This window comes from Silicimonas lutimaris, from assembly GCF_047314965.1.
Classification (GTDB): domain Bacteria; phylum Pseudomonadota; class Alphaproteobacteria; order Rhodobacterales; family Rhodobacteraceae; genus JAVJUV01.
The window spans coordinates 45575-64066 of record NZ_JBLBVK010000055.1 but is presented as its reverse complement, the minus strand read 5'-3'; the positions used below and the strand labels follow the sequence as shown (position 1 = coordinate 64066).

Sequence of the window (18492 nt, the reverse complement as noted above, 5' to 3'; positions counted from 1 at the left end):
TCCATGGGCCGCGCCGCGCATATCCATTCCAGCGAGGATGCGCGGCGGCTGGCCCGGCGGCGGCTGCCGTGGATGGTCTTCGACTATATCGACGGCGCGGCGGGCGGCGAGGCGGGGCTTCGCCGCAACCGTGACGCGCTCGACGCGATCACGCTGCGCCCTCGCATCCTGCGCGACGTCAGCCAGCGCGCGCTGGAGGTGCCGCTTTTCGATCAGACGGCGGGCCGTCCGTTCGGCATCGCGCCCATGGGCATGTGCAACCTCTCGGGCCCCGGCGCGGACCTGATGCTGGCGCGGCTTGCAGCCAAACACCGGGTGCCGCTCGGCATTTCCACTGTCGCTTCGACCCCGATGGAGCGTCTTCTGGAGGTGGCCCAGGGCCACGCCTGGTTCCAGCTTTACTTCAGCGGTGACGGCTCCGGCTCCTTCAGGCTGGTCGACAGGGCCGCGTCCGCCGGGTTCGACGTTCTGGTCCTGACCGTCGACGTGCCGGAAGTCGGCCGCCGTCCGCGCGAGCTGCGCCACGGCTTCACCATGCCCTTCAGGATCGGGCCGCGCCAGTTCCTCGATTTCGCGCTGCACCCGCGCTGGTCGCTCGCGACACTGGCCGCCGGTCGTCCCGAGATGGCCAATTTCCAGATGCCGGGTTTCACCTTCGACCGCACCGAAAGCCGGGCAAAGGCGGACTGGGACACGTTGAAGCGCCTGCGCGAGACCTGGAAGGGCAGGTTGGTGGTCAAGGGCGTGCTGGACGCCGAGGACGCGGTTGCCCTGAAGGCAGAGGGCGTCGACGCGATCCAGGTCTCCAGCCACGGTGCGCGGCAGCTGGAAAGCGCGCACGCGCCGATCCTGGCGCTGCGCCGGATCCGGGAGGCGGTAGGCGAAGACTACCCGCTTTTCTTCGACAGCGGGCTTCGCTCGGGCGAGGACGTGCTGAAGGCCTTTGTCCAGGGCGCGCAATTCGCCTTCTTCGGCCGGGTCCTGCAATTCGCCATCGCGGCAGGTGGGGAAGAGGGGCTAAACCGGCTCTGGGATGTGCTGACCAGCGAGCTGTCGATTGCCATGGCGCAGACCGGGCTTACCGATCTTGGGACCACGCCGCTGGACGGCGTCGCCGCCTGATCAGCTCGCCCTCCGGGCGGCGATGGCCTGACCCGCGGCCACGCCCGAGGACCAGGCCCATTGGAAATTGTACCCGCCCAGCCAGCCGGTCACGTCGACGGCCTCGCCGATGGCGTAAAGCCCGGGCACCTTCTTTGCCTCCATGGTTTTCGAGGACAATTCGTCCGTGTCGATCCCGCCCGCTGTCACCTCGGCCTTGGCATAGCCCTCGGTGCCGGTCGGATGGAAGACGAGGTTGGTCAGCACCTCCGCCGCCTGGTCGAGTGCGGCGTTCGAGAGGTTCCCAAGTTCGGTCGCAAGCCCGATCTTCTCGGCCAGAGCGTCCGCCAGCCTTGAGGGCAGCACTTCGGTCAGCGCCGCTTTCAGATGCGCCCGCGGCATCCGGCTTCGCGCATCACGAAAGTGCTCGGCGGCACGGGGAAGGACGTTGAGCGAAATCTCGTCTCCGGGGCGCCAGTAGGACGAGATCTGAAGGATTGCAGGCCCCGAAAGCCCCTTGTGGGTGAAGAGCGCCGCTTCCTCGAAAGAAACGTTGCCCACCCGCACCACGACCGGGCAGGCCACGCCCGAGAGCTGGCGGAAGAGGATCTCGCTTTCGCCCAGCGTGAAGGGCACGAGCGCGGGGCGCGGGGTGACAACGTTCAGCCCGAAGCGCCGCGCGATGTCATAGGCGACACCGGTGGCGCCCATCTTCGGAATCGACGGACCGCCGGTCGCAACGACGAGGGCAGGGGCGGTGGCGCCCGCCACCCGGAACAGCCCATCCGAATGCCCGATCTCGCCAATCGACGTTCCGAGCCGCACCTCGACGCCGCCTTTCGCGCATTCGTCCAGCAGCATCGCCACGATCTGGCGGGCCGAGCCGTCGCAGAATAATTGCCCCAGCGTCTTTTCGTGCCAGGCGATCCTGTGGCGTCCGACAAGGTCGAGAAAATCCCACTGGGTATAGCGGCTGAGCGCGGACTTGGCGAAATGCGGGTTCTCGGACAGGAAGTTCGCCGGCCCCGTGCCCATATTGGTGAAGTTGCAGCGCCCGCCGCCCGAGATCAGGATCTTCTTTCCGGCTTTCTCGGCATGGTCGATCACCAGAACGCGCGCGCCCGCCTGTCCGGCGGTTGCCGCCGCCATCAGGCCCGCGCCGCCGGCGCCAAGGATGATCGCATCGAAGTCCATGTCCGCCTTCTAGGCCGAACGCGGCGCGACCGAAAGCGCCGCGCGGTCGCAATTCGATCTTCGCAACACCCGGCCAGATGGCTTAGACACGACAGGGAACCGGCCCGGAAAGTACCTGAGAATGACCGACACTCCCCATGTCTCGACCCATGACGCAGCGGCGGACGACCGCAACGACCATATCCGCATCTATGTGGACGGTGATATCGTTCACCGGAACGAGGCGAAGGTTTCGGTCTACGACTCGGGCTTCATGCTGGGCGATGGCGTCTGGGAGGGGCTGAGGCTTTATGACGGGCATATCCCGTTTCTCGATGAACATCTCGACCGGCTTTACGAGGCGGCGCTCTACCTCGCGCTCGATATCGGCAAGACGCGGGACGAGCTGAAGGCGGCGATCCGCGACACCTTGATGGCGAACGGCATGACCACGGATGTCCATATCCGACTGATGGTGACGCGCGGGCGCAAGAAGAAACCGTTCCAGCACCCGCATCTCAGCATCTACGGCCCGACCATCGTCATCATCGCCGAGCATTCCAAACCGGACGAAAGCATCATCACCCGAGGCATCCGCCTTCACACCGTGCCGCATCATCGGGGTCTGCCGCTGACGCAGGATGCAAAACTGAATTCGCATTCCAAGCTGAACTGCATCATCGCACTGAACCATGCGGTGCAGGCCGGCGCGGACGAGGCACTGATGCTGGACCCGTTCGGCTTCGTGAACACGACCAACGCCTGCAACTTCTTCATCGTCCGCAAGGGCGAGGTTTGGACCTCGACGGGCGATTACTGCATGAACGGGATCACGCGGCAGAAGGTGATCGATCTCTGCCGCGCAAATGGCATTCCCGTCCACGAGCGCAACTATTCGTTGGTCGACACCTATGGCGCGGACGAGGCGTTCCTGACCGGCACCTTCGGCGCGCAGACCCCGGTCTTCGAGATCGACGGCCGCGTGATCGGCGGCGGCAAGGCGGGGCCGGTCTTTCATCGGATACGCGGGCTTTACAAGGACCTGATCGCCCGATCCGCGGAAGAGGAGGACGCATCATGAAGGTCAACGGAACCCCCTATCGCTCGATCTGGTTCGACGACGCGTCGGGTGTCGTACAGATCATCGATCAGCGCTGGCTGCCCTATGAGTTCCGGATCGCGGACCTTGTGACGCTGGAGGAGTTCGCCACCGCCATCCGCGACATGTGGGTCAGGGGCGCGCCGCTGATCGGCGCGACGGCGGCCTGGGGCGTGGCCGGGGAAATGGCGCGCGACGCCTCCGACGCGGCGCTGGACAAGGCCCATGCCGTGCTGGGCGCGACACGCCCGACCGCGATCAACCTCCTCTGGGCGCTCGACCGGATGCGGGCCGCGCTGCGTCCCTTGCCCGAGGCGGACCGCGCGGGGGCGGCGCATCGACTGGCGCGCGAGATCGCTGACGAGGATGTCGAGATCAACCGCATGATCGGCGTCCACGGGCTGGAGCTGATCCGTCAGATCGCCGCCCGGAAACCGGCAGGCGAACCCGTCCGCCTGCTGACCCATTGCAACGCCGGCTGGATCGCCACCGTCGACTGGGGCACCGCCACCAGTCCGATGTACCAGGCCCATGACGCGGGCATCCCGCTTCACGTCTGGGTCGACGAGACGCGGCCACGGAACCAGGGCGCGCTGACCTCGTGGGAGCTGGGCAGCCACGGCGTGCCGCACACCTACATCACCGACAACGCGGGCGGGCACCTGATGCAGCACGGGCTGGTGGACATGGTGATCACCGGCACCGACCGCACAACGCGGCGGGGCGATGTCTGCAACAAGATCGGCACCTATCTCAAGGCGCTGGCCGCCCGCGACAACGGCGTGCCGTTCTATGTCGCGCTGCCATCGCCCACGATCGACTGGACGGTGGACGACGGTGTTGCCGAAATCCCGATCGAGGACCGCCCGGAGCGCGAGGTGACCCATGTGCAGGGCACCGCCGTTGGCGGCGGGATCGGTGTCGTGCAGGTCACGCCCGAAGGCACGTCCGGCGGAAATCCGGCCTTCGACGTGACGCCGAACCGTCTGGTAACGGGCCTGATCACCGAACGCGGGGTCTGCGAGGCCTCGCCCGAGGGGCTGGCCGCGCTCTTTCACGAAAGGGCGTTCGCATCGGGCTAGTCCGACCGGTCATGCCCATTCTGCATGGCGATCCACTCCCGGAACCTTGCCAGCGGCGCATAGGTCTCCTTCTCCTCCGGCCAGGCAAGCCAATAGGCTCCGGTGGCAGGGACGGCCTGGTTCAGGACCGGGCGGAGGCGGTTTTCCTCGATCTCGGGCCGGGCGAGATAGTGGGGCAGCAGAGCGATCCCCAATCCCGAGATCGCCGCCTGGATCATCATCGAGAACTGGTCCATGACCATGCCCGAGGCGGCCTGATCCGCCACGCCATGAGCCGCGAACCAGTCGGCCCAACCTGTCGGGCGCGTCTCGAGCTGCAGGAGCGGCAGGCCCGCCATGTCGGACGGCGCAGCGATGGGGTTTTGCGCAAGGAAGCCGGGTGAGGCGCAGGCCGTCAGCGTCTCGTCGAAGAGCTTGAGGTGCCGTGCGCCCGGCCAGTCGGGATCTCCGAAATAGATCGCGGCATCAAAGGTTTCACTGGCGAAACTGAAGCGCTGGATCTTGGTCGAGAGGTTGAATGAGATGCCCGGGTTCTGTTCAAGGAACCGGCCCAGCCGGGGCGCCAGCCAGCGCGTCGCGAAGGTCGGCAGAACCGACAACGACAGCGCGCCGCCGGCCGGATTGGCGATCAACGCCATGCTGGCGCGCTGGATGATGTCCAGCCCGCGCGTGACATCGGCCTGGAACGCCGCCGCCTCGGCGCTTGGGATCAGCCGCTTCTTCTGGCGCACGAACAGATCCTTGCCCAGTTGTTCTTCCAGTGACCGGACAAGGCGGCTGACCGTCGACTGCGTCAGGTGCAACTCGTTTGCCGCAGCCGTGACCGACTGGTGGCGCATCACGGCCTCGAAGGCGAGCAGTTGCGAGAGCGATGGCAAAAAGCGGCGTTGGCGCAAGTTCATTCATTCCATGCATGTTCTTATTCCGAAATATCGGTTTTCGACACCGGTTCCAAACGGTATTACGATCAGAACACGCAAAACATGCATGAAGAGGCTCCGATGCTTGACCGACCCGACAGCAAACCGGCCGTCAACCACAAGGGCGCGGCCTTCAACTGGGAAGACCCGTTTCTGCTGAACGACCAGCTGGAAGAGGACGAACGTCTGATCCGCGACGCCGCGCATGCTTTCGCCGCGGACAAGCTTCTGCCCCGGGTCGAAAAAGCCTATCTGGACGAGGTGACCGATCCCGAGATCTTCCGCGAGATGGGCGCGAACGGCCTTCTGGGCGTGACCATCCCCGAGGAGTTCGGCGGCGCGGGGGCGTCTTATGTGGCCTATGGTCTTGTCGCCCGCGAAGTGGAGCGGATCGACTCGGGCTACCGCTCGATGATGTCGGTTCAGTCCAGTCTCGTGATGTTCCCGATCCATGCCTACGGGTCCGAGGAGCAGAAGGCAAAATACCTGCCGAAACTGGCTTCAGGCGAGTACATCGGTTGCTTCGGCCTGACCGAGCCTGACGCAGGCTCCGATCCCGGCGGCATGAAGACCCGTGCGATCAAGACGGACGGCGGTTATCGCCTGATCGGCTCCAAGATGTGGATCTCCAACAGTCCGATCGCCGATGTCTTCGTGGTCTGGGCAAAGTCCGAGGCCCATGGCGGCAAGGTGCGCGGCTTCATTCTGGAAAAGGGCATGAAGGGTCTTTCCGCGCCCAAGATCGGCGGCAAGCTGTCCCTGCGCGCCTCGATCACCGGCGAGATCGTCATGGACAATGTCGAGGTAGGCGAAGACGCGCTTCTGCCGAACGTCTCCGGCATGGGCGGTCCGTTCGGCTGCCTCAACCGCGCGCGCTATGGCATCTCGTGGGGTGTGATGGGGGCCGCCGAGGATTGCTGGTTCCGCGCGCACCGCTACGGGATGGAGCGCAAGCAGTTCGGCCGTCCGCTGGCCGCGACCCAGCTTTACCAGAAGAAACTGGCCGACATGCAGACCGAGATCGCGCTGGGCCTGCAAGGCTCTCTTCGCGTGGGCCGTCTGATGGACGAGGGCAAGTTCGCGCCCGAGATGATCTCGATCGTCAAGCGCAACAACTGCGGCAAGGCGCTGGATATCGCGCGGATGGCGCGCGACATGCACGGCGGCAACGGCATCCAGATCGAGTACCACGTCATGCGCCACGCCCAGAACCTCGAGACCGTGAACACCTACGAGGGCACGCACGACGTCCACGCGCTGATCCTTGGCCGCGCCCAGACCGGGATACAGGCCTTTGGCTGACGCGCCGCTGAAGGGGCTCAAGGTCGTCGAACTGGCGCGGATCCTCGCGGGACCGTGGATCGGCCAGACGCTGGCCGATCTGGGCGCCGAGGTGATCAAGGTCGAAAGCCCGCAGGGCGACGACACCCGCACCTGGGGCCCGCCCTTCATCGAACGAGACCTGCCCGGCGGCGGCACCGAGACGGTCGCCGCCTATTTCCATGCCGCGAACCGGGGCAAGACCAGCGTCACCTGCGATTTCGGAAACCCGGACGATCTCGACCGCCTCAAACGCCTCATCGCAGAGGCCGATGTTCTGATCGAGAACTTCAAGGTCGGCGGTCTGCAGAAATACGGGCTGGATTACGACGCGATGGCCGCGCTCAACCCGCGCCTCGTCTATGCCTCGATCACCGGTTTCGGCCAGAACGGTCCGCGCAGCGGTCAGGCGGGCTATGACTTCCTCATCCAGGGCATGAGCGGGATCATGGAACTGACCGGCGATCCCGGGGGCGAGCCGCAAAAGGTCGGCGTGGCCTGGATCGACGTCTTTACCGGGCTTTACGGCGTGATCGGCATCCAGGCCGCACTTGCCGAGCGCGACCGATCGGGGCAGGGCCAGCACGTTGATCTGGCGCTCTTCGACACCGGGCTTGCCGTTCTGGCCAACCAGGCCACGAACCACCTGATCGGGGGCAGGGAGCCGCGCCGCCTTGGCAACGCGCATCCGAACATCGTGCCCTACCAGGTCTTTCCGGCCTCGGACGGACACCTGATCATCGCCTGCGGCAATGACCGTCAGTTCCGGGCGCTTACCGACGAACTGGGCCTCGCGCATCTCGCCGACGATCCCGACTTCGCCACCAACCCGGCCCGTGTCACAAACCGCGACCGCCTTGCAGACCTTCTGTCAGAGGCCACCAGCCAGCGCACCCGTGCCGATCTGATCGACGCGCTCGACCCCGCAGGCGTGCCTGCCGGACCGATCAACCGTGTCTCCGAGGCGCTGTCCGACCCGCAGGCCGAGGCGCGCGGGATGGTGATCGCACCCGAAGGCATCAAGGGGTTGCGCACTCCGATCCGTTATTCGCGCAGTGATCTGGAGCATACCCGTGCCAGCCCGCTTCTGGGACAGGGGCGATGGGCGTTTTCGGGCTCCGGCCTCAAGGACTGAGCAGCCGTTAACCAGCCCGTCACGCCTGATGCACGCGGACGGTGAAGACCGGCCACCGAACAAATCGTGCGGCTGTATGCCACTGTATGCAATTCACCGTCGACCTTCTCCGGGAAAACGGGTAAGCGTCGCGCAAATCTCCTAATGAGGGTCCGACCGATGACTGATCACACAACCCCCGACATCATCTACACCAGGGTCGACGAAGCGCCGGAACTGGCTTCGGCCTCCTTCCTGCCGATCATTCGCAAGTTCGCCGCCGCGGCTGGCGTCACGCTGGGCACGAAGGATATCTCTCTGGCGGGCCGTATCATCGCGGCCTTCCCGGAGAGCCTGACCGACGCGCAGCGTCAGCCCGACGACCTGGCCGAGCTGGGCGAACTGGTGAAAACGCCTGAAGCCAATGTGATCAAGCTTCCGAATATCTCGGCCTCGGTCCCGCAGCTGGTCGCCGCGATCAAGGAACTTCAGTCCCAGGGCTACAACATCCCGGACTATCCCGAAGACCCGCAGACCGAAGCCGAGAAGACGGCGCGCGCGCGCTATGACGCGATCAAGGGTTCGGCCGTGAACCCGGTTCTGCGCGAAGGCAACTCCGACCGCCGCGCCGCCACCGCAGTCAAGAACTACGCCAAGGCCAACCCGCACCGGATGGGCGACTGGTCGGCCGATTCGAAGACCCGCGTCTCGTCCATGCCGGGCGGTGATTTCCGCTCGAACGAGGTGTCGGCGACGCTTCCGAACGCGGGGACCGCGAAGATCGTGCTGGAAACCGCGAATGGCGAAACCGTTCTGAAGGAGGGCGTTTCCTACCCTGCAGGGACGGTCGTAGACGCGACTTTCATGTCCGCCAAGGCGCTCGATGCCTTCATCGCATCCGAGATCGAGAAGACCAAGGCCGATGGCGTTCTCTTCTCGCTGCACCTCAAGGCCACGATGATGAAGGTTTCGGACCCGATCATCTTCGGCCACGCGGTGCGCGCATGGCTGGCGCCGGTGTTCGAGAAATTCGGCGACCGGATGGAAGCCCTGGGCGTCGATCCGAACTCGGGCCTGGGCGACCTGCTGGACCGCGTCAAGGATGACGCCGAGATCATGGCCGCAATCGACGCCGTCAGCGCCGATCGCCCGCCGCTCTACATGGTGAACTCTGACCGGGGCATCACGAACCTGCACGTGCCGTCCGACGTCATCATCGATGCCTCCATGCCCGCGCTGATCCGCGCCGGCGGCAAGGGCTGGGGTCCTGACGGGAAAGAGGCCGACAGCAACTGCGTGATCCCCGACAATTCCTATGCGCCGGTCTATGACGAGGCGATCGCGTTCTTCAAGGCGAACGGCAAGCTGAACCCGGCCACCGCCGGCACCGTCCAGAACCTTGGCCTGATGGCGCAGAAGGCCGAGGAATACGGCAGCCACCCGACCACCTTCGAGATTCCGGAGGACGGCACGGTCAAGATGATCCTCGACGACGGCACGGTGCTGCACTCTCACAAGGTCGAAAAGGGCGATATCTGGCGGTCGGCATCGACGCGCAAGGCGCCGATCGAAGATTGGGTCAACCTTGCCATTTCGCGGCAGAAGGCCACCGGCTTCCGCTCGATCTTCTGGCTGGACGAGACCCGCGCCCATGACGCTCAGCTGATCGCCTATGTGAAGCCGATTCTCGAAGCCAAGGGCGTTGCCGACAAGTTCGAGATCATGGCTCCGCGCGAAGCCACCCGCGCTTCGCTGGAGACGATCACGAAGGGCGAGAACAGCATTGCGATCACCGGCAACGTGCTTCGCGATTACCTGACCGACCTCTTCCCGATCCTCGAACTCGCCACCTCGGCAAAGATGCTGTCGATCGTGAAGCTGATGAACGGCGGCGGTCTCTTCGAGACGGGCGCCGGCGGCTCGGCGCCCAAGCACGTCCAGCAGTTGATGGAGGAGAACCATCTCCGCTGGGATTCGCTGGGTGAGTTCTGTGCGCTTGGCGAAAGCCTGAAATTCCTGGGCGAGGTCAAGGGCAATGCCCGTGCCACGATCCTGGGCGAGGCGGTTGATGCGGCAACGCAGGGCATTCTGGACAACGACCGCTCCCCGGGCCGCAAGGTCGGTCAGCCCGACAACCGCGACAGCCATTTCTGGTTCGCGCTCTACTGGGCCGAAGCGCTGGCGGCGCAGGACAAGGATGCGGACCTGGCGGCGCATTTCGCACCGATCGCCAAGGCGCTGTCCGATAATGCCGAGACTATCACCGGTGAAATGGCTGCCGTGCGGGGCGCCCCTGCCGATCTGGGGGGCTACTACCATACGGACCCAGACAAGACCGCTTTGGTCATGCGTCCCTCGGCCACGCTGAACGGGATCATCGGGTAAGCCGGCCTTCCGCCCGGCACCCAGCCGATCCATCGTATGCCGGGGTCTTCCCCGGCATACGTGTTTCTGACCGCACGGCCGGAGCACGTCGCCGGCGGGCAATCATGTGAGTTCCGAGACAGGCGCGGAATGGCAAGGTGTCCATACCGGTTGCCATACGCTTGCCATACGTTTTGCCGACGCCGTGCAGACCGGGCAAAACCCTTGTCCGGTCAGATGAAAACCGCCGCTGCTCTCCGGTGCGCCCGCGCGCGGCTACGTGCATCGCACGTGACGTCAGCCAAGCGCCTTCGGGCTACCAGTATTTCGGATCGTTCAGCGCCGGCACGCAGCGCGAAGGGCCTTTCAGGGGCGTAAGTAATTGATCCGTCAGGGATTGTGCCTGCCATCCTTCCGGCTGGTTCAGCGCAAAGGGGGCGGGCACGTCATCCACGGTGACCTGTGCGAACCCGACCTTCGAATAGTAGTTGGGGTCCCCATAGGTCACGACGACATCGACATTGCGCTCCCGCAGAACGTCGAGCCCATAACGCAACAACGCCTGCCCAACCCCCAAACCCTGCCGCCCAGTCGCCACCGCCACCGGCGCCAGAATGAAGGCCGTGCGGTCGTCGTTTTCGAAAGTCAGGCGCGAGAACATGATGCATCCGGAGAGGGCGTCGTTCTCTTGCGCGGTCACGACGATCAGGTCGTCCGCATTGGTCGCTTCCATCATGTCGCGCGCCAGCGCGCCGACCAGTGCACCTTCCTCGGCGCCTTCCGACGCAGTGAAGGTCGCGGCGAAAAGAGCGCTGATCTCGTCCGCGTGATCTTTGTTATCCGTTCTGAATTCCAACAATCTTCTCCAAAGCCTGTACGTGTCCTCTCTTGTCGCAAGTGTAGGCCGGAAAGGCTTGCACTGCATCGGACAGAGCAAAAAAAAACGCCCGGCAAGGGACCGGGCGTTTCTCGTTTCTGATGTCACAAATGGGTTTCGTCAGCCATATACCAGTCTTGGCAGCCAAGTGATGATCTGCGGGAACAGCATGCAGAGTGTCAGTCCCACGATCTGCAGCGCCAGGAACGGCAGTGCGGACTTGAAGATGTCGCCCATCGGGATTTCCGGCGGAGCGACCCCGCGCAGGTAGAACAGCGCATAGCCGAATGGCGGTGACAGGAAGCTCATCTGCATGTTCACGAGGTAAAGAACCCCGAACCACAGCACCAGGTCGTCCGGGCTGTCGAGGCCGAAGGCCTGAGCGCCGAGTGCCTTGATGATCGGTACGAAGATCGGAACGCAAAGCAGAAGGATGCCCACCCAATCGAGGAACATGCCGAGGATGATCAGGAGGATCTGCATCAGGATCAGGATGCCCCAGGGGCCAAGTCCCGTCGCCGCGAGGCTCTCCTGAACGAACTGCTGCCCGCCTTCGAGGACGTAAAGTCCCACGAAGATCGTCGCGCCGAACATGATCCAGATGACCATGGCGCTGGCCTTTAGGGTCGTCAGAGAGGCTTCGCGCACGGTCTGCCAGTCCAGCTTACGGTGGATGGCGGCCACGATGAAGGCGCCGAAAGTGCCGATACCGGCTGCTTCAACTGGCGTGGCGACACCGGTGAAGATCACACCAAGAACCACGACGATCAGCGCGATCGGAGCGGACATCCCGCCGAGAAGGCGGAGTTTCTCGGCGTTCGACACGCGCTCTTCCACCGGGATCGGCGGGCCGAGGCGCGGGTTTATGTAGCTGCGGATCACGGCATAGGCGATGTACATGCCCGACAGGAGCAGGCCGGGGATGACCGCTCCGATGAAGAGTTCGCCCACCGACTGTTCTGCGACGACCGCATAGATGATCGCAAGGATCGAGGGCGGTATCAGGATGCCCAACGTGCCGCCGGCCATGATCGAACCCATCGCGATCTTGGGGTCGTAGCCACGCTTCAGCATGGCGGGCAACGCGATGATCCCCATGGTCACGACCGCCGCCCCGATCACGCCGACCATCGCGGCCAGGATCGTAGAGGCCAGGATCGTCGCTGCTGCCAGTCCGCCCCGGAGGCCGCCGAGCAGCTTGTAGATGACGTCGAACATCTCGTTGATGATGCCCGCACGCTCCAGCATCGCGGCCATGAAGATGAACAACGGAATGGCCGACAGCTGGTAGTTCGTCATCAGCGGGAAGATACGCGACGGAACGATGTTCAGAGCGCGCTCATCTCCGAGGAGGAAGAGAAACACGCAGGCCAGTCCGCCCGTGACGAAAGCCAGAGGCAGGCCAGCCATGAGAAGGGTCAGGAGAGACCCGAACATGATGAGCGTCAGAAGCTCGATGCCGATATCGAGACCCATGGATCAGTACCCCCTCGCGATCGCGCGGATGTCTTTCGAAAGTTTCGAGACGCCCTGCAGCACCAGGAGCAGGCCGCCGATGACCATTACCCACTTCATGGGCCAGAGCGGCACTTCCCATTCATTGAAGCTGATTTCACCCCAGCGGACATTCGGATCGGTCCACTGTCCGAATGTCAGCGAGCCGAGCATCTCGAAGAAGCCCAGGTTGCCGCGCGCCCATTCGGAGACCACCGAGTTGCCGGTCGGTACGGCCAGCGCATCCATGGCGAAGATATAGGACGTCACCAGAAGGGTGCCGGCGAAGATGAAGAAGAAGATCGACGTCAAGAGATCAGCCCATGCTTTCCGGGGGCGGGACATCGGTGCATAGAAAATATCGACCCGCACATGGCTTTCGGTCAGCATCGCGTAGGCGCCGGCGATCAGGTACTGCATGCCGAACATCAGATACATCGACTCGTGTGCCCAGTTCGTGGGCGAGCCGAAGACATACCGGCTGATGACCTCGAAGTAATAGACGAAGACCGCGATCACGGCCCAGTAGGCGACGAACTCGCCGCAGGTCAGCGATAGCCGGTCGATCCAGTTCTCGACGTGATCCGCATCGGCCTTGGGGCCTTCTTCGGCCTCGGCGGCTTCCAGCGCGATCTCGGCCTCGGTCTTCCTTTCTTCGACGATATTGTCGTTCGCGCGCCGGACCATGCCCGGGATCAGCACGGCATCGATCAGCATCAGAGCGACGATCACGTAGAACGCATAGCCAGCAGCGCTTGCCCAGAAGCTCCGCGAGGCCTGCGCCTCTTCAAGAGATGAGCCGATTCGGTTGACCGTCTCTTCGGCCTCTGCGATCCGCTGTTCGGATTTCGGGATACTGTCTTCGGCGCGCTTGATGCCACGCTCGACGCGGCGTTCGGCAAAGCTGCCGGCTTCGACGGTGGGAAGTTGCGCGCGCAACTCCTCGAGTTCGGTGCGGGCTTCCTCGAGACGGGGTTTCTCGCGGCTGAGTGTCCGCTCGGCGATCTTCAATTCGTTGGATATGTTCGACACGATCGTGCGCGCGTCTGTGGACTGGCCGTTGGCGTAGAGCACGAACAGGAAAATCGGAACGAAGATCAGCCCCAGAAGGCTTTTCAGGTAGAAGCGGTGGAGGCCAAGTATCCCGCCCGTGACAAGGATCATATAGGCCAGCGGGATCGAATAACGGCTTTCGCCGGAACGCGGTCGCCTGCCGAGCGACATGGCGATCAGGGGAAAGACGATCAGTCCGACCCAGTACAGCCAGTGCGGCAGGGTGAAGTGGAAATCAGGCATCGCTTCGGTCCTGAGGTATAGGGATGTGTCCGTGAACGCGCCGCCCGGCGACAAGCGCCGGGCGACAAATCCGGTTTGACGGCAGTCTCAGAGGTCGAGTTCGAGACCTTCGACTTGCTCGGGCGTCACGTAGCCCAGAGAGCCGGACATCATGTAGTCGAGCTGGATCTTGAACACGCGCGCGGCGTCCTTGTCGCGGTTGGCGTAGTTGAACCAGATCGGAACCGCGACCTCGGTCATCAGTTCGACGTCGTCCTGGCTGAGGCGGGTGACTTCGGTGCCGTCGGCTTCGAACTTTTCCCATGCCTCCTGGTCGGCCTTCTGGATCGCGGCATGATGCATGTCCGAGTAGACATGGGTTTCCATTTCCACGAACTGGCGCATTTCCGGCGACAGGGCGTTCCATGCGTCCATCGACACGGTGATGTCCATGAGGTCGACCGGCTGGTACAGCGACATGAAGCCCGGAGGACCCATGACGATGTAGTCGGTTACCTGGCTGAAGCCGAGAGCATAGTTCACCGCCGGGCCAACGTAGTCGGCAACGTCGATGGTGCCCTTTTCGAGAGCCGGGAAGATCTCCGAGCCGGGAAGAACCGTGGTTTCAGCGCCGATCTCGGTGAAGACTTCTGCGACCATGCCACCCGGCAGGCGCATCTTCCGGCCAGCGAAGTCGTCGATCGAGCGGATCGGAACTTTCGAGTGGATGATGTTCGGGCCGTGGTGCACCGGACCGACGAACATCATGCCCTGTGCGGCATAGAGTTCGCGCGCGATTTCAAGGCCGCCGAGGCCATAGTAGAACACGTCCCACTCGTGCGGATTGCGCAGACCCAGCGGATAGGAGGTCAGGAACGTCGCCGCAGGGATGATGCCCTGAGCATAGATCGTGAATGGGTTCACCGCTTCGAGAACGCCGTTCTTCACCGCGTCGTAAAGCTGGAAGTCGCCGACAACGTCGTTTGCGCCGAAGGGCTGGAACGCCAGTTCGCCGCCGGTTTTTTCCTCAATCGTCGCGCACCAGTCCTTGAAAATCTGCAGGCCGGCTCCGCCGGGCCAGCTGGACTGAATACGCCACGTGGTGCCGTGTGCGGCAGCACTGGCAACGTGCGGCGCAGCAAGGCCGGCAGCGCCGGCGCCGGCCAAAGCGCGAATGGCGCCACGGCGAGTGGTAAGCTTTTTCATGGTGTCCTCCCAATTTACCTGTGCCCGCTAGCTTCATGCCTCCGAATTGTGCGGGTCGGATGCCGAAACATAGCAAGGTTTTCAGGTTTGGCCAGAACTTACATGTATTGGATAGTATTTTTTACCAATAGGTCGATATTCTGGGCTGTGAGGGGGCAATTCGACCTGCCGCTCGAGGGCGGGTGGATGGGTCGGGCGTGGTTCAAAGCCCGAGGGTCGGTCCGTAGAGCCAGACCAGCCATACTCCCCCGGCCAGGCCGATCGCTACAGATGTTGCGTGCGGCGTTCCGGCCCGGTCGGCTAGCCTGCACCAGCCGCGATGCAGGAGGGCCAGGGCGATCCCCAGGAAAATGGCGGCCGGAAGGGCAACCGCCCCAAGGATCGCTCCCGCGGGCAAGAGCAGCAGGGTCGGCGCCCCCCGTATCTTGTCGAGGATTCCAAGCGCCGCACAGCTCGCCCCGATCAGCGCACCCAGAAGATGCATGCCGAAGGGACCGGTCAGGCCCATGGCAGCCCAGAACAGTCCGAGCCAGGTCAATACCATGGCCAGAGCGAACGCAGCCCGCCGGTCGGGCGCAGCTAGAAGCGCGATGGCCTGGATCAGCCAGGCGACGATAAGCGTCGGAAGCCAGAGGTGCTGGGGTGCCGCGAGAATTCCCCAGACTGCCAGACCCACGGCCGTGATCTCCGAACTCAGGAGCCCGTGGCGGATGTCTTTGCCACAACACCGCGCCCGTCCACCGGCCAGCAGCCATGAGACGATCGGAATGACCTGGGTCGAGCGCAACGGTTTCCCGCAATTGTCACAATGGGAGGCGGCGCCGATCACGCTGGAACCTTCGGCGGCGCGGTCGGCCCAGAACTTCAGGAACGCACCAGTTGCCGGCGAGACAAGCAGCAGGCCGAGTGAAGCGTAGAATGTAGTTGTACCGGCGAGTACCATCGCGCGTGCCGCATCCCCGTCTCGCCCCCGGTGTCACAATCGGCCTGCACTTCGGTTTCCGTCAAGCTGCCGAAAGCCTAACTGGCAGGCGTTTCCCACACGTTGCAGAAACACCCCTTCTTTATGGCGTGAACACGGCCAATCTGTGCTCTTGCTCTGCAGATTTCGCGCAGATCGTGTGTCTGGGCGGCTTTTCAGGCGCGCTCGCGACTCAGAGCGCGCCCTCGGCGGCATTCCGGATGGCCCTGATATTCATGCCGTAGGGGGCCGGATCTTCGACTGAGCCGCCCTTGAACACTGCCGAACCCGCAACCAGGACATCCGCTCCTGCGGCTGCGACCAGGGGGGCTGTTCTGGGGTCGACCCCGCCGTCGATCTCTATATGAACCGGCCGATCTCCGATCATCCCGCGCAGGCGACGGATCTTGGCGGTCATGTCGATGAATTTCTGTCCTCCGAAGCCGGGGTTCACGGTCATCACGCAGATCAGGTCGACGGCGTCCATCAATTCGGCTGCGGCGTCCGCCGGAGTTCCGGGGTTTAGCGCCAGTCCGGCTTTCATACCCGCACCGCGGATGGCCTGAAGCGTCCGGTGAATATGGGGGCCCGCCTCGACATGGGCGGTCAGGATGTCCGTCCCGGCATCGGCGAAGGCGTCGATATAGGGATCGACCGGCGCGATCATCAGGTGAACGTCCATGATGCCCTTGATATGCGGCCTGATCGCCTTGGCCGTAGAAGGTCCGAAAGTGATGTTCGGCACGAAATGCCCGTCCATGACGTCGACGTGGATCCAGTCCGCGCCCTCGGCTTCGACGGCCCGGCATTCGGCGCCGAAATTGGCGAAATCGGCGGCAAGGATGGAAGGGGCGATCTTGATGGAGCGGTCGAACGGCATCGGAATCCCAGGCTGATGATGTTTCTTTCCGTGTACCCCGAGGTCTTCCGGGGGGCCAGATAGTATCGGGGCTTTTCTTGGCGAAACGTCATGCTAGGTCTTGCGGCATGCCGATATCCGAAAATGACCTTGCCCTAGAAACTCGCCCGGCGTTGCCCGAGGCATTGCGCGTCCTGCTTAAGGAGTATCCCCGCGAGGCCTGGGAAGCCGATCCGAATTTCAGCGGGCTCATCCGTTTCTGGCTGGATCGCCACATGATGTTCCGTCGGCTTGTGGCGACGATGAAGAGCGAGGCGGAGCATGCTCTGGACCGGTCGATGGAGCATCGCGTCTTCGGTGCCCATCTGTCGCGCTATGGGTCGATGTTCATCGGCGAATTGCATGGGCACCATTCGATCGAGGATGCGCATTACTTCCCTGTGATGAAGACGCTCGACCGCCGGATCGAGAAGGGTTTCGACATTCTCGACCTGGATCATCACGCCATCGACGGTCATCTCGCCGAGTTTGCTGAGGCCGCCAATGGTGCGCTGCGGCTCATCGCGGGGGGCGATCCGGCCACAGACGCGATCGCCGCCTTTCATGCGGAACTTCTCAGCGTCGAAGGATTTCTCGACCGGCACCTGGTGGATGAAGAGGAGCTGGTGGTGCCTGTGCTGCTGAAATACGCCCCCGCCGGCCTGGTCTGATCGTTCAACTGCGCCGTTCGGGCAATTCGTCCACGACCTGACCATAGGCGATCATTGTGAAGATGGCTGTTCCGCCGATGATGTTTCCGGCCAGAACAGGCAGGAAGAAGCCCGTCAGTCCCGCGCCCAAACCCAGTTCGCCACCCACGACCAGATAGGCCATTTCGACTGATCCGGCGATGATATGGGTGAAATCGCCAGCAGCGATCAGCCATGTGAAGCCGAGTATGATGAAAAAACGGTTCGCGCTGGCCTGCGGCATCGACCAGACAAGCGCGGCGACGAGGATGCCCGCCGGGATACCGCGCATGAAGCTTTGCCAGGCTCCCATGCCGGTAGCATGTTCCGATAGCGAGTGGATCGCCGGTCTGAGTTCGGCGGGGATGGCGGCCGTGTGATGCATGACCGTCGCCGCGATGAAGGCCCCGACGACATTTGCGGCAAGTACGATGCTCCACAACCGCAGGGTCGCCAGTCCAACCGACCATTTCGGGTCGTTCAGGAAGGGAAAGACCGTCGTGATCGTGTTTTCTGTGAACAGTTGCAGCCGGCCCATGATCACAAGGAGGAAGCCGAAGCTGTAGCCAATGTTTTCCACGAGATAGGAAGCGGGTGCATCCGGAAGATAGGTGCGGAATATCGCCTCTCCCAGCACCGAGAAACTCATCATCATGCCGGCGGCGACGCCGGACCAGACGAGTGACCTGTTCGTGCGCGCCAGTTCCTCCTCGCCCTCGCGTCGGATGATTTCATAGATGACCTTCGAGGGCAGGGGGCTGGCCTTCGAGACCTTCTCTTCGTTTTTTTCCTCGTGGTCCTCGGCCGGTTTAGGCTTGATGATGAGATCGTCAGACAAAGGGCTGGTCCTTCCTGGTTGCATCGACTGGCGATGCGCGCCGTGCCCGGAGCGCGGCTTCTGGCGTAGCGGGTTGAGGCG

Annotated in this window: 16 protein-coding genes; 7 read left to right on the top strand and 9 right to left on the bottom strand. The window is 63.5% G+C overall.

Annotated features, from left to right (window positions below):
- Positions 1-3: 3 nt before the first annotated feature.
- Positions 4-1122, top strand: coding sequence for an alpha-hydroxy acid oxidase (locus ACKLNI_RS16235; RefSeq protein WP_413720137.1), 1119 nt, complete (start codon positions 4-6; stop codon positions 1120-1122).
- Here the strand turns inward: ACKLNI_RS16235 and ACKLNI_RS16230 are convergent, their stop codons facing one another.
- Positions 1123-2295 (bottom strand): BaiN/RdsA family NAD(P)/FAD-dependent oxidoreductase, encoded by a 1173-nt coding sequence (locus tag ACKLNI_RS16230; RefSeq protein ID WP_413720136.1) that lies wholly within the window; start codon positions 2293-2295, stop codon positions 1123-1125.
- A 121-nt stretch (positions 2296-2416) separates the two neighbouring features.
- On the opposite strand from ACKLNI_RS16230, the gene ACKLNI_RS16225 reads away from it, so the two are divergent.
- Both ACKLNI_RS16225 and mtnA read left to right on the top strand, forming a co-directional pair.
- Positions 2417-3355: an aminotransferase class IV gene (locus ACKLNI_RS16225; protein WP_413720135.1), complete on the top strand. Its 939-nt coding sequence runs from the start codon at positions 2417-2419 to the stop codon at positions 3353-3355.
- A complete protein-coding gene (gene mtnA, locus ACKLNI_RS16220) occupies positions 3352-4455 on the top strand; it encodes an S-methyl-5-thioribose-1-phosphate isomerase (RefSeq protein ID WP_413720134.1) in 1104 nt (367 codons plus the stop codon). Before ACKLNI_RS16225 ends, mtnA begins: the two co-directional genes overlap by 4 nt.
- Here mtnA and ACKLNI_RS16215 read toward each other — a convergent pair.
- A complete protein-coding gene (locus tag ACKLNI_RS16215; protein ID WP_413720133.1) occupies positions 4452-5357 on the bottom strand; it encodes a LysR family transcriptional regulator in 906 nt (301 codons plus the stop codon). The two genes, mtnA and ACKLNI_RS16215, sit on opposite strands and share 4 nt — an antisense overlap.
- A 99-nt stretch (positions 5358-5456) precedes the next feature.
- On the opposite strand from ACKLNI_RS16215, the gene ACKLNI_RS16210 reads away from it, so the two are divergent.
- The 3 genes from ACKLNI_RS16210 (at position 5457) to ACKLNI_RS16200 (ending at position 10194) form a co-directional block, all read left to right on the top strand.
- A complete protein-coding gene (locus ACKLNI_RS16210; protein WP_413720132.1) occupies positions 5457-6677 on the top strand; it encodes an acyl-CoA dehydrogenase in 1221 nt (406 codons plus the stop codon).
- On the top strand, positions 6670-7830 hold the full coding sequence (locus ACKLNI_RS16205) for a CaiB/BaiF CoA transferase family protein (protein ID WP_413720131.1): 1161 nt from the start codon (positions 6670-6672) through the stop codon (positions 7828-7830). The genes ACKLNI_RS16210 and ACKLNI_RS16205 overlap by 8 nt, the downstream gene beginning before the upstream one ends.
- 159 nt (positions 7831-7989) lie before the next feature.
- Positions 7990-10194, top strand: a complete 2205-nt coding sequence (locus tag ACKLNI_RS16200) for an NADP-dependent isocitrate dehydrogenase (protein WP_413720130.1) — start codon at positions 7990-7992, stop codon at positions 10192-10194.
- A gap of 295 nt (positions 10195-10489) precedes the next feature.
- On the opposite strand, the gene ACKLNI_RS16195 is transcribed toward ACKLNI_RS16200, so the two are convergent.
- The 6 genes from ACKLNI_RS16195 to rpe form a co-directional block, all read right to left on the bottom strand.
- Positions 10490-11029: a GNAT family N-acetyltransferase gene (locus ACKLNI_RS16195; protein WP_413720129.1), complete on the bottom strand. Its 540-nt coding sequence runs from the start codon at positions 11027-11029 to the stop codon at positions 10490-10492.
- Positions 11030-11170: 141 nt separating this feature from the next.
- Entirely contained in the window at positions 11171-12526 is a 1356-nt protein-coding gene (locus tag ACKLNI_RS16190; protein ID WP_413720128.1) for a TRAP transporter large permease, read from the bottom strand.
- Between the two features lie 3 nt (positions 12527-12529).
- The gene (locus tag ACKLNI_RS16185) at positions 12530-13840 is read right to left on the bottom strand and encodes a TRAP transporter small permease subunit (RefSeq protein ID WP_413720127.1); all 1311 of its coding nucleotides are present in this window, start codon (positions 13838-13840) and stop codon (positions 12530-12532) included.
- Between the two features lie 87 nt (positions 13841-13927).
- The gene (dctP, locus tag ACKLNI_RS16180) at positions 13928-15025 is read right to left on the bottom strand and encodes a TRAP transporter substrate-binding protein DctP (protein ID WP_413720126.1); all 1098 of its coding nucleotides are present in this window, start codon (positions 15023-15025) and stop codon (positions 13928-13930) included.
- A 202-nt stretch (positions 15026-15227) separates the two neighbouring features.
- Positions 15228-15968, bottom strand: a complete 741-nt coding sequence (locus ACKLNI_RS16175; RefSeq protein ID WP_413720125.1) for a prepilin peptidase — start codon at positions 15966-15968, stop codon at positions 15228-15230.
- Positions 15969-16179: 211 nt separating this feature from the next.
- On the bottom strand, positions 16180-16866 hold the full coding sequence (rpe, locus tag ACKLNI_RS16170; protein WP_413720124.1) for a ribulose-phosphate 3-epimerase: 687 nt from the start codon (positions 16864-16866) through the stop codon (positions 16180-16182).
- Between the two features lie 107 nt (positions 16867-16973).
- Here rpe and ACKLNI_RS16165 point away from each other — a divergent pair, with 107 nt between their 5' ends.
- Positions 16974-17555 (top strand): hemerythrin domain-containing protein, encoded by a 582-nt coding sequence (locus tag ACKLNI_RS16165; protein WP_413720123.1) that lies wholly within the window; start codon positions 16974-16976, stop codon positions 17553-17555.
- A 4-nt stretch (positions 17556-17559) separates the two neighbouring features.
- On the opposite strand, the gene ACKLNI_RS16160 is transcribed toward ACKLNI_RS16165, so the two are convergent.
- On the bottom strand, positions 17560-18435 hold the full coding sequence (locus tag ACKLNI_RS16160) for a formate/nitrite transporter family protein (protein WP_413720122.1): 876 nt from the start codon (positions 18433-18435) through the stop codon (positions 17560-17562).
- Positions 18436-18492 lie beyond the last annotated feature (57 nt).